Annotated in this window: 8 protein-coding genes; 2 read left to right on the forward strand and 6 right to left on the reverse strand. The window is 55.3% G+C overall.

Translation table 11 applies throughout. The features are described from left to right. Positions 1–191: 191 nt before the first annotated feature. Positions 192–2432 (forward strand): CHASE2 domain-containing protein, encoded by a 2241-nt coding sequence (locus tag ACFQ14_RS01695; protein ID WP_377210961.1) that lies wholly within the window; start codon positions 192–194, stop codon positions 2430–2432. A 1-nt stretch (position 2433) separates the two neighbouring features. Here the strand turns inward: ACFQ14_RS01695 and ACFQ14_RS01700 are convergent, their stop codons facing one another. From ACFQ14_RS01700 to ACFQ14_RS01715, 4 genes are all read right to left on the reverse strand, one after another. Continuing rightward, positions 2434–3756, reverse strand: a complete 1323-nt coding sequence (locus ACFQ14_RS01700; RefSeq protein WP_377210962.1) for an HlyD family type I secretion periplasmic adaptor subunit — start codon at positions 3754–3756, stop codon at positions 2434–2436. Beyond that, a complete protein-coding gene (locus ACFQ14_RS01705) occupies positions 3756–6020 on the reverse strand; it encodes a type I secretion system permease/ATPase (RefSeq protein ID WP_377210963.1) in 2265 nt (754 codons plus the stop codon). The genes ACFQ14_RS01700 and ACFQ14_RS01705 overlap by 1 nt, the downstream gene beginning before the upstream one ends. Before the next feature lie 22 nt (positions 6021–6042). Further along, complete coding sequence (locus ACFQ14_RS01710; protein ID WP_377210964.1) at positions 6043–7479, reverse strand: TolC family protein; 1437 nt, start codon at positions 7477–7479, stop codon at positions 6043–6045. 214 nt (positions 7480–7693) lie between these two features. After that, entirely contained in the window at positions 7694–8863 is a 1170-nt protein-coding gene (locus ACFQ14_RS01715; RefSeq protein WP_377210965.1) for a MalY/PatB family protein, read from the reverse strand. Positions 8864–9021: 158 nt separating this feature from the next. On the opposite strand from ACFQ14_RS01715, the gene ACFQ14_RS01720 reads away from it, so the two are divergent. Beyond that, positions 9022–10125, forward strand: a complete 1104-nt coding sequence (locus ACFQ14_RS01720; RefSeq protein WP_377210966.1) for a glycine cleavage T C-terminal barrel domain-containing protein — start codon at positions 9022–9024, stop codon at positions 10123–10125. 62 nt (positions 10126–10187) lie between these two features. Here the strand turns inward: ACFQ14_RS01720 and ACFQ14_RS01725 are convergent, their stop codons facing one another. Both ACFQ14_RS01725 and ACFQ14_RS01730 read right to left on the reverse strand, forming a co-directional pair. Continuing rightward, entirely contained in the window at positions 10188–11420 is a 1233-nt protein-coding gene (locus ACFQ14_RS01725) for a hypothetical protein (RefSeq protein WP_377210967.1), read from the reverse strand. A 316-nt stretch (positions 11421–11736) separates the two neighbouring features. Continuing rightward, positions 11737–11931 (reverse strand): Flp family type IVb pilin, encoded by a 195-nt coding sequence (locus tag ACFQ14_RS01730; RefSeq protein ID WP_377210968.1) that lies wholly within the window; start codon positions 11929–11931, stop codon positions 11737–11739. Positions 11932–11984 lie beyond the last annotated feature (53 nt).

Raw genomic sequence — 11984 nt, forward strand, 5'->3', positions numbered from 1 at the left:
TTTGTTGGGCTGAACTGTACGTTTTATGGGCTTGGACGGTCTGCGACTTTCCTCACACATCGCGCTGCTGACGCGAGAACTTGTTGTTTGGTTGCAATCTGCCAGTATGGCATGAGCGGCGCTTTCGGGACGACAATACCAAGCGTGCAAGAAGGCGCTCGAAAAACGGGGCTTGGTTGGGGAATGGCCGTTTGAAAGCGTTGATTGCCAAATTTGGCCTGGGTCGACTGGCTGGCCTTGCAGTATTGGGCATGATGCTTGCGATGCGGGTGTGGGACCCGACCCCGCTCCAATCGTTCCGCAATCAGGCTTTCGACCTCTACCAACGCTTGCAACCGCGGGAATATCAACGCCAGCCGGTGGCAATCATCGATATTGACGAGGCGAGCATCCGCCAGCACGGGCAGTGGCCGTGGCCGCGAACGAAATTGGCTGAACTGGTGAACAAGGTTGGCGCGATGGGCGTTGCTGCCATCGGATTCGACATTGTCTTCGCTGAGCCTGATCGGCTTTCACCTCAATTATTTGCCGATGACAATCCGACAGTCAGTCCTAAGGTGCGAGACGCGCTTAAGAGCTTACCATCCAATGATGCGATCTTTGCTGCAGCAATCTCCAAGGCTGCTGTTGTGGTCGGCCAGACCAGCGTGCGCAGTGGAGCGGATGTCACACTCGAACGACCGCAAATGAAGGATGTTCCTCATGCATTTTTGGGGCCTGATCCGACCAAGTTCATGAAAAAATATCCCAGCATCGTGCAAAACCTGCCCGAGCTGGAAGCGGCAGCCAAAGGCTATGGCGTGTTCACAATCGAGCCTGATTCCGATGGCGTGTTCCGCCGATTCCCCTTGGTGATGATGGTGCAGGACAAGGTTCGCCTGTTTCTTTCCGCCGAAGTCCTGCGGGTGGCGACAGGAGGCGACGCTTTTGCGGTGCGGTCCAATGCTGCGGGCATTGATGGAATTGTGGTCGCCAGGCAATTGATCGAGACCAACCCCTACGGCGCGGTATGGCCGCATTTCTCTGAGAGCAGGCAGGAGCGTTTCGTCTCGGCTGGCGATATTCTCGACGGCAAGGTGCCGCCGGAGCGGTTGCGCGGGCATCTTACGCTGGTTGGCACATCCGCCATCGGGCTTGAGGACTACCGTGCCACACCGATGGCACAGATCATGGCGGGGGTGGAAATCCACGCGCAGATCATCGAGAACATCCTGTCTAAATCCATGCTGGTGCGCCCGAATTATGCCATTGGCGCGGAGCTTGCCACCATTGCGCTGGTCGGCCTTTTGGCGATTGTGCTCATCCCTTATCTCGGCGCGTTCTGGTCGTTTGTCCTGGGCGGCTTTCTGGTCGGTGGCTATTTCGCGGGCTCGTTTCTCGCCTTTTCACAGTTCAGAATGTTGATTGATCCGACCTTCCCGTTTCTCTCCACCACAGCCGTGTTCATCGTGTTGTCGGGCGCGAACTATTTTCAGGAAGAGCGTCGCAGGCGGCAGATAAAACAGGCCTTTGGGCAATATGTTTCGCCCGATCTGGTCAACAAGCTGGCGGATAAGCCGGGTGGTCTGGCGCTGGGCGGCGAAACGCGGGAACTCACCGTTCTGTTCAGCGATGTGCGCGGCTTCACAGCAATCTCGGAGGGTTTCAAGCACAATCCGCAAGGGCTGACGCTGTTGATGAACCGCTTTCTCAACGTGTTGTCACAACCAATTTTGCAGCATGACGGCACGATCGACAAATTCATGGGTGATGCGGTCATGGCGTTCTGGAACGCGCCGCTTGATCACACGCAGCACGCCTATTCTGCTTCTCTAGCTGCCATCGAAATGCGCGAGGAGGTGGCGGCGCTGAACGCAAAGGAAGAAGAGTCTCATCGTATTCGCAAGCGTGATGATCCTGACTACGCAGGCCAGTTTTTTCGCATTAACGTTGGAATAGGTATCAATACCGGCGATTGTGTTGTTGGCAATATGGGCAGCGACAACCGCTTCGACTACACGGCGTTGGGTGACACGGTGAACTTGGCTTCGCGGCTGGAAGGACAGTCGAAACCTTATGGTATTGGCATCGTCATCGGTAGCAATACGGCTGACCTAGTTGCGGATCGGCTGGCGCTGTTGGAAATTGATCTGATTCGGGTGAAGGGTAAAGAGGACGCCGAGCGTATCTATGGCCTGTTCGGGCGCGACAACCTGTTGGCATCTGATGGTTTTCAAGAAATGCAACGGTTAAACAAATCCATGCTTGGAAGTTATCGCAAGCAGGATTGGGAGACGGCTTTTGCCGCACTGGAACTGATGCGCGAACTGGATGATGATCTGGGGCTCGGCCTGGACGATTATTTGCTTATCTATGAAACGCGCATTGCCGAATACGAAGCCAACCCGCCGGGCCGCTCGTGGGACGGCGTCTTCGACGCTCTGACAAAGTAGTCTAGCGCTCGCGCAGCGCCTCGCCTTGGGCGCGTAGCAGAGGTTTCATCAGGTAAGTGAGCACCGTGTTGCGGCCCGTCTGCAAATCGACACTCGCCACCATGCCCGGGATGATGGGCAGCTTGTTTTCTTCCGTGCCGAGATGGTTCTTTTCAGTGCGGACAATCACCTTGAAAAACTGTTCGCCATTGGCGTCGGCAATTGTGTCTGCGCCGATGCGGTCAATCTTTCCCTTCAACGCGCCGTAGATGAGATAATCATACGCTGTGAGTTTCACCGATGCTTCCTCGCCGGGGCGGATGAAGGCGACGTCCTGCGGGCGGATGGAGGCCTCGATCAGCAGACCATCATCGATGGGCACGATTTCCACCAGATCCTGACCCGGCTGCACCACCGCACCAACCGTCGACGTGTTCACGCGGTTGACGATCCCGCGCACGGGCGAGCGCAATTCGGTGCGGGTCACGCGGTCGGTCGCGGCCTTCATCGTTTCACGCACCACGGCCAACTCGCCTTCCAGGGTTGCCAGCCGCTCGCGGGCGGTGAGCGCATAGGTGTTGCGGGTCGTCTGTATCTGGTTCTGCGCTTCTTCGATGGAGGCTTCGATTTTTGGCACTTCCGCTTGCACGACTTCCAGATCACCACGAATTTCCGCGACTTGGCTGGACAGGCGCAGATAGTCGACTTCGGGCACCACGCCGCGGCGGAACAGGCGGCGGGTGAGTTCGGCTTCGCGCGACAGCGGGGCCAACTGGCTGCGCAGCTTGTTTTCGCGCGCGGCGAGTTCGGTCAGTTCCGCGCGGCGCTGACGCAGGCGGTCGTCGAGCACTTGTAGCTCACCCGCCAATTGCTTGCGCCGAGAATTGAAGACCTCGTTTTCCGCCGCCACCGAAGTGGGGGCTTCGCTCATCAGTTCCGGCGGAAATTCGAGAACCTCCGCTTCTGCCGCTTCCGCCAGCAGGCGGATACGCTCGGCACGCAGCGCCACCTCTTTACCGGTCACTTCTCCCAACCGTGAGGCAAAATTGGTCGCGTCGATGTTCATCAACACCTGGCCGGCCTCGACCTCTTGGCCTTCTCGCACGGCGATTTCGGAAACGATGCCGCCTTCCAGCGACTGCACCTTTTGCAATTGGCTCGACGGGATGACCTTGCCGGTGCCTGTTGTCACCTCTTCGATCTCGTAGAAATAGGCCCAGACGATCAGCAGGGCGATGCCGAAATTGAGGAACAGGATGATCGGCCAATAGCTCGCGCCCCGCGCATTGGCCGAGGCGAGCGAGATGGAATTGGCGTATTGGTCTTCGATCTGATTGCCGAACATTAGCCTTTCGCCTCCTGTTTCGGGGGCGCCTTGCCTGACAGTTTGTCCAAAATAGCCTTCGTTGGCCCGTGAGCGATCATCTTGCCGTTGTCGAGCACGATAATGCGATCAACGATGTTGGCGAGTGAATGGCGGTGGGTGGAGATGATCATCGCCACGCCTTCATCCTGCAATTCCTTCAAGCGTTTGATAACGATGGCTTCGGTTGCCGAATCCATCGCGTTGGTGGGCTCGTCGAGGAAAAGTGCTCGCGGCTTGCGCAGCAAAAGGCGGGCGAGGGCGATGGCTTGACGCTGGCCGCCGGAAAGGCGGTTGCCTTTCTCGCCAACGAACTGGTTCAATCCTTCGGGGTTTTCCGCGATAAAATAGTCCATTCCCGCGAAATAGAGTGCGCGGTTTATGTCTTCTTCCGTAGCCTGCACGCGGCCAAGCATAAGATTTTCGCGGATTGTGCCGGTGAACAATTCGGGGTCTTGCGGCAGATAACCGATGCCCTCACGTAGGACTGAAGGCTCGTATTGCTGCATTTCGTAGCCGTCGACCAGAATGATACCGCTAGACGGCTGGATCAGCCCTACCGTCATTTTGCCGAATGTGGTTTTGCCCGAACCGACCCGACCCAGAATACCGATGCTTTCGCCGGGGGCGAGTTTCAAATTCACATTCGACAGGGCTGCCACTTTTGCATCGGGATAGGTGAAAGAGACGTCGTGGAATTCAATTGCCCCGTCGCGCACTTTCAATTCGCTGCGCACATCGTTGCCCGTCTCCACCGGCAGGTTCATGTAGTCCGACAGGCCGGAGAGCGACTTGAATGCCTGCTGTGCACGGATGAGCGTTTGGCAGATATTGCCCAGGGGTGCGAGCACGCGGCCTGCCAGAATGTTTGCAGCGATCAACCCACCCACTGTGATCTTGCCAGCGGTGACCAGATAGACGCCCCACAGTAGAATAAAGACGCTGACAAGCTGTTGGATGAGTGCGGTTGAGGAGATTGCGAAATTCGACCAGAAGCGCGTGCGGCCTGAAATCTGCGTTGAGGCGGCGACCGCGTTTTCCCATTCGCGCTGCATGACGGGTTCGCCGTTCAGGCTCTTGATGGTCTCGATGCCCATAAGGCTTTCGATGAGCACCATGTGCCGCTTTGACGAAAGCGCCTGTGCCTTTTCCACCGAGCGACCGATGGGGATTTGTGCGATGAGAGCGATGATGATGACCAGCGGCACGGCCAGCAGCGGCACCAGCGCGATGGGGCCGACGATCACCCAAAGCACAAAAACGAAGATGCCGACGAACAGCATATCAACCATTGCGATAAAGCTGGAGGAGGTGAAAAATTCCCGCACAAATTCGAACTCGCGGATCTGGTTGGCAATACCCGCCGCCCCGCCGCGTCGTTCCAGCAGGCGGATGTTCATGGCGTGCTGAAACAGCGACGAGGCGACCTTCATATCGATGCGGCGGCCTGCCAGCTCTAGCACATTGGTGCGGATGATCTTGAGCACCAGGTCGAGAAACAGCGCGATGCCGACGCCAATTGCCAGCGTCCACATGGTAACCAGCGCGAGATTGGGGATCACGCGGTCGTAGACGTTCATCACGAAGATTGGGAGCGCCAGACCAAAGATGTTGATTCCCAGTGCGGCAAGCAGGATTTGCATCCATGCTGCTTTGTTCTCGCGCACAGGTTTCCAGAACCAGTGTTTGCGTGCCTTGTCCGGGGCGACGTTGGCTTCGTCCATCCGCGAGACGGTCACTTCCGCATCGGCGGTGACGAACAGAACTTCCGGCTCCAGCCGCTTTTGCAGGGCGCGAAATTTCGCCTCTTGGGTGAATGCGCCCTCAGCTAGATCGACGAACGTGGCGAGCTTGGCTGCCTTGTCGAGTTTAATCAGCAGCAGAGCCTTGCCTGTTTTGTCGAAGACGATGCAGGGCAAAACGATTTCGTCGATCTGTGCCAGTTTGCGCAATACGAACTGAGAACGCAGACCAACACTTTCTAGAATGCGTGGCAGGATGTGCCGATGCATTTGCTCGTATCCCGCGGGCAGGTTTCGTTCTGCCGCAGCGCGGGCAAACGGCATTTTGTGATGCCGGGCCAGCAGTTCTGTTAGGCGGATATAAGTGTTGGGCGGAGCCTCGTCAGAGTTTTTTTGCGATGCAGCGTTGGCTTTCAGTTCGTCGACGGCCTTGCCAATTGCATCAACAGGCGCATTTTCCGATGTGCCTGGGGAGGTGTGTTCGCCTGCGTTATCCTGGGTCACTTTAAATTGCCCGTTCAGCGGCCTATTTCAGCGGTTCGATGTTGATGTCAAATACGCTTTGGCTTGAGCCTGTGCTGATGGCGCGTCCATTGGTGGAGCGGAACCGTTGCTCGTTGTTTGCGCGAGGCGCAACCGCATCGCGATGCAGGCCAAAGAAACGCATCAAACGGCTTTGAATAGCCAACATGCGGAAGGCGGAAAAGCGGTAACCGGCTGAAACGCTGATTTGTTGGAATTCGTTGTTGAAACGCGCACGCTCCGCATCAAGCACGTCGAGCAAACTCCGTTTGGACAGTTCGTATTCTTCGCGGTAATTTGTGACGATCTTTTTGTTTTGCTTCAGTTGTTTGAGCAAAATCGCGTTACGTTTTCTGCCCTCGTGATACGCTGCCCAGCTTTTTTCTGCGATCTCGCGGATGTCACGGACACGCACGTCCCTTTCGTAGAGCGCTTCTTGCGCCCGTTCTGCAAAAGCGCCTGCGCGGCTGTCTGTTGCGCCGCCGTCAAACAGCTTCCATTGCAGGCGAAGCCCGACATAGGCGTCGTTTTGGGTTCCGCGTGAGCCGTTGCGGTCCGCACCAATCGATGCGCGGCCTTCCAGCGAGACTTTTGGGGACAGGCCGGATGCGCTTGCATCACCCGCGTACTGATTTTCGTTGGCGACTTTCTCAAGCGCCTTGATTTCATAGCTGTTGGCGATGGCAGTTTGTTCCAACTGACTGCGTGACTTGGGCAAGTGTTTCACCCGCGCAACGCGCATCTTTTTGCCGGGACTGCGGCCCACAGCTTTGCGATATTTGGCGTTAGCGTCTTTCAGTGCCTTGGTGATTTCAACTTCGACGGCCTGTGCCGCGAAAACCCGCTCTTCGATCTGAAACGCATCGCTTGCTGGCGACTTGCCGCCGGAAACACGAGCGCGAATGAGGCGCAAAATGCGTTTATGCCTTTTGATATTGCGATGCGCTGCTGCAAGAAGCTCGCGGTGGCGTACGACGTCTATATAGGCTTCCACCGCATTCAGCGCTGTCGCTTCAGATGTGGCCAACAGACCCCAAATTGCGCCATCCAGACGAGCAGCGTTGCGGTAGAGGATGTTGGCGCGTTCGTAGCCATCAAAAAGTGTGTATTGAACCGAAACACCGGCTTCGCGGGTGAAATTGGTGCGTCCGCTATCCCGCACGGAAAGCGAACTGTCGTTTTCCACGCGCTCGATACCCGCATCACCGAAAAGGCTGACTTGCGGCAGGAAAGATGAGCGGCTCTCTTCAAGTTCGTTGGCAACAGCGCGTTGATTGGCGCGTTTCGACTTTACGGACGGGTGGGTTTTGACTGCTCGTTTGACAGCCGAGGTCATGCTTTCGGCCATTGATGTGGTCGTTGTTGGCAAGACGAGCAGAGAGGCAGCAAGGGCAAGTGCCGATGCTTTGGCCAATTGTCCGGGAAGTTTTACAAACGCCATACTTCATCCCCAAGCGTGTGGTTGCCGCGATCTGATGTTCGCACGCATTTGCGCGTGGTCAGACTTCAACATTCATCGCCCTCATGATTGTCGCACCATGTCGGGTCGACACATGTCAACTGGAATCTACAGAAATCCCTTTGTGTTCAGTAGTGTTTGCCACGTTGAGGGGAAGCAGTTGTTGGCTCTGCTTGGGTGGATTGGGCCATTAACCCTATTGTAAATCGGCAAAGGCCCGCTGCATCCGCTGACACGCGTCTTCCACCATCGCGCGGGGGGCGGCGATGTTGAAGCGCAGGAAACTCTCGCCGCCGAGGCCAAATGTGGGGCCGGCATTAACGGCAATTTTAGCGTCTTGCATTACCCGGCGGGTGAACTCGTCTGCACCCATGCCGGTCCCGCTGAAATCGACCCATGCAAGGTAAGTTGCTTCGAGATTCATAGATGCGAGGCCTGGCACCGCGTTGATCGCTTCGTCAAACAGCTTTCTGTTCCCATCAAGATAAGACACGCAAGCGTCTACCCATTCCGCACCCTCTGGCGTGTAAGCAGCCGTCGCCATGAACACGCCAAAGGAATTGGCAGAAATGCCCAAGGCCATCATCCGGGCATTGAAGCGGGCGCGCAGATCGGCATCGGGAATGATAACGTTGCCGGAATGGGAGCCCGCAATGTTGAACGTCTTGGTGGTGGCGTTCATCATAACCAGGCGCTCTGACACACCTTCTATGTTGGCCATCGGAATATGTGTCGTGCCGCCAAACACCAGATCGCAATGGATTTCGTCGCTCACCAATATCAGATCGTGCTTCTTGGCGAAGGCCGCTACTTGTGCCAGCTCGGATTTTGTCCAAACACGGCCACCTGGATTGTGCGGTGAACACAGGATCAGCATTTTCTCTTTTCCCGTCAGCAGGGCGTCATAGGAAGAAAAATCCATCGTGTAGCGGCCATCGGTGAGCGCCAGCGGCAGTTCCGTCACCGTGCGGTTGTTGGCCTTAATCACTTTGGCGAAGGCATGATAGACTGGTGTGAACAGCACTATGGCATCGCCGACCTCGGTATAGGTATCAACGCACATGGCGGTACCATTCACCAGGCCGTGGGTGGTGAAAATCCAGTCGGGTTCAATTTCCCAGCCGTGGCGGTTTTTCATCCACCACTGAATGGCGCTTTTGTATTTCGCATCATCGCCGAAATAGCCGTAGACACCGTGGTCATGCATCTCCTGCACCGCGCGCTGGATAGGGTCTGCCGCTTTGAACTCCATATCGGCAACCCACATCGCCAGACCGTCCTCGCGGGGGACGTTGTAGAGCTTTTCCATCATGTCCCATTTGGCGCAGTGGGTGTCGCGGCGTTCAATCGGCTGGTCGAAATTCATACTGGTCCGTCTCCTTCAGGCAATTGCCACTTCCTAACACAAGATAGGAAAATGGCGACAGCGACATGAGCGCCTTTCAAATGACGGTTCTGCGATAGCGGCGTGTGGTTTTCGGCCTTAGCGAGAATAGTGGGAGCGCCGTTGACTGGGAGAGAATGATGGTTGCGATTTTTCCAACGGCCAGGCTGCGGCCTTCGCCTTTTTATGAAGCGGTTTTGGCGGAGGGAATGGTTTCCTGTTCGCTCTACAACAACATGCTGTTGCCCAGTTCGTTCGGCGATCCGGAAGCTGAATACTGGCGCATTATCGAAGGCGTCTCCCAGTGGGACGTCGGAGCAGAACGGCAGGTTCAGATTACCGGCAAGGACGCCGCGCGATTGGCTCAGATTTTGTCGGCTCGCGATATCTCCAACTGCAAAGAAGGGCAGGGGAAATACGTCCCCATCTGCAACCATCGTGGCACGATCATCAATGATCCCATCCTGTTGAAATTCAGCGACGAGAAGTTTTGGTTTTCCATCGCAGATAGCGACATGTGGCTTTGGGCACGGGGTATTGCAGCTGAACGCGGACTGGATGTTGAGATCTCTGAGCCGGACGTGTCACCGATGGCTTTACAAGGGCCGCTTGCAGAAGACGTTGTGGCGTCTGTTTGTGGCGATTGGGTGCGTGAGATCAAATACTTCTGGTTCCGCGAGACCGAGGTTGAGGGCATTCCCGTGGCCGTGCAGCGGTCCGGCTGGTCGAAGCAGGGTGGATTTGAAATTTACTTGCGCGACGGCAAAAAGGGCACGCAGCTTTGGAACATCTTCAAGGAAGCAGGCCAGCCTTTCGGCATCGGTCCCGGCGGCCCAACAACCGCAGAGCGCACAGAGAGTGGGTTGGTATCTGTGGGTGGCGACACGGATGTGAACACGTCGCCGTTTGAAGTCAGATTGGACAAGTATACGAACACCGATCTCGATGACGAGGTGATCGGTATGGCCGCTCTGCGCCGCATCAAGGCGGAAGGCCCCAAGCGCCATATGCTTGGCGTGAAGCTGGGTGGCACGATGCCAATGCCTCTGTCTTTTGCTTGGGAGCCGATTGAGCAAAACGGCAAACAGGTTGGCCATCTGACCAACGCCGTGTGGTCGCCGCGCCTGCTGGAGAACATCGGTTACGCGCTAATTTCCAGCCATATCAAAGCCGGAGAACGCGTCAGCGTCGTTCGCGAAGGCGGCGTCGTGCAGGGCGAACTCGTGGAACTGCCGTTCCTTTAAAAAAATGCGCCGGATGGTTGCAACCATCCGGCGCATGGAAGTGATCCATTATCAGCACTGCACTAGATCGCGCATTTGGTGCCTTTGGATTTCTTGGCACCAGCAGCAGATTTTGTGCTTGCTCTGGCTTTCTTCCTTGCATTCGTCTGCTTTTCGATATCCGGTATGGAACCTGCACTGATGAGTTGGCCGTTCAATTCGGAAATCAGATCTTCGTTGATCGAGGCTTCACGCATCATAGCTTGGTTTTGGGCTTCCAACTCGGCAATCCGTTTCAGCTGAAGAGTGTTTTTCGCTTCGTGTTCGCGGCGTACGGCCTCGTATTTTGACATCGTTTCGTTCAACTTGGCTTTGCACGCCACATTGCTCGAGCTTGAGGCTTGGAATTTGGCCCGGATGTCTGCCAGTTCAACTCTCAGTTCCTCTATGAGTTGATCCGTTTCCTGAGCGAGAAGTTTCTTTCGCGCAGCCTTGGCATCTTTCTCTTTGATGCTTTCGGTCAATTGCTCAATCTGGACTACAGCTTCGTAGTGCTTGCGTTTGACATCGCTGTGCTCACGCTCCCAATCTTCGATTTGATCGAGCATACGTGCCTTGTCGTTTTCGAGTTTAGCAATCAGCATCGACTTTGATGAGATTGTGTCCTCATGGCGGCGTTTCTCGTCAACCACACGGGTAAGCTGAATGTTTGTCGCTTCAAGTTCCTCGCGGGTGCTGGCAACTTGGGTTTCAAGTTCAACGACGGTTTGCTTCAACTCGGAGTTTTTCGCGATTTGGTCTCGTTGTTCCTGCGCCAAATTGGCGGAGGCCGTTCGCAGCGCTTGAGAGTGGGTCTCGATATTCTCCAGACGCTCGATTTCGCCTTCCAGATATTCCAGATAACTCGTCACTTGAGCCGCGCGCTCAGCGACAGACTTCAATACATCGACACCTTGGAGAATGCTCGAATGGACGCTTTGGCAGGCGTTTTTCTTGTTCGCGAGTGTCAGCAAACGAGCCGAGGATGATCCATCCATCTGGTCTGGCTCGAATGGCTCTAGCTCCTGCGTTGGCTCAAGTCCCAGATCGTCTTCTTCACTGAGGTTCTTGAGAAACTCCAAATCGATATACTCATCCTCCACCTGATCCTTCAGGGATTGGGAAATGCCAAAATGCCGCTCTACGGTTTTGAACGCAGACTGGATGATGTTCTTTTTGGCGTTCGGACGCTCTTCCGCATCAATTGCCTCGGCACTGTCCGAGCCGTTGAAGCGATGCTTGCTTATGATATCCGCAGTGTTTTCTAATATAGACATTGATGCCCTCCATCAAAACGAAATAGCCTGATGTTGAGATACAATAATGCGGATTTATGTCTATCGAATTGCTGATTATTAGTGAAACGTTAACATTAACGGATTGGATGACGACGGTTCCATCAATGATTTCATGGACGTATCTTATACACCCCATTGAAGTATAATTCGGTCTATTGTTTCCCAGATGTGATGCATTCGATTTTTGCAGGAAAGCGGGCTGCTGTTAGCTGCCGTTGTCGCCGTTCAGCATGTTTAAAGCGGTTAGCGAGCCTATGGTTTGAACAGTCCAGAGTTTGACCGGCCTGAACTTCACTTATGTGCGGACTACGGAATTGATGGTTTCAAGAGTGCTGAACTCTTCCGATAAACCGTCGAACTTATCGCTTACGCCATCACCAACATTCATGATCCCAACAATGACAATCATCACGACCAGAGCAACCAACAAACCGTATTCAACTGCTGTGGCACCACTCTCGCATCGAAAAAACCGGGTAAAAGACTTCATGTACCGTTCTCCGCCGTGGCGCCACAAAAGCGGTGCGCTGGATCGGAACTAAC

The sequence above is a fragment of the Pseudahrensia aquimaris genome (assembly GCF_042676045.1).
Taxonomy (GTDB): domain Bacteria; phylum Pseudomonadota; class Alphaproteobacteria; order Rhizobiales; family Rhizobiaceae; genus Pseudahrensia; species Pseudahrensia aquimaris.

Excerpts from the sequence above, each read along its gene's own strand:
- ACFQ14_RS01730 (WP_377210968.1), bottom strand. The coding sequence starts at position 11,931 with ATGAAGTCTTTTACCCGGTTTTTTCGATGCGAGAGTGGTGCCACAGCA.
- ACFQ14_RS01725 (WP_377210967.1), bottom strand. The coding sequence starts at position 11,420 with ATGTCTATATTAGAAAACACTGCGGATATCATAAGCAAGCATCGCTTC.
- ACFQ14_RS01700 (WP_377210962.1), bottom strand. The coding sequence starts at position 3,756 with ATGTTCGGCAATCAGATCGAAGACCAATACGCCAATTCCATCTCGCTC.
- ACFQ14_RS01720 (WP_377210966.1), top strand. The coding sequence starts at position 9,022 with ATGGTTGCGATTTTTCCAACGGCCAGGCTGCGGCCTTCGCCTTTTTAT.
- ACFQ14_RS01715 (WP_377210965.1), bottom strand. The coding sequence starts at position 8,863 with ATGAATTTCGACCAGCCGATTGAACGCCGCGACACCCACTGCGCCAAA.
- ACFQ14_RS01710 (WP_377210964.1), bottom strand. The coding sequence starts at position 7,479 with ATGGCGTTTGTAAAACTTCCCGGACAATTGGCCAAAGCATCGGCACTT.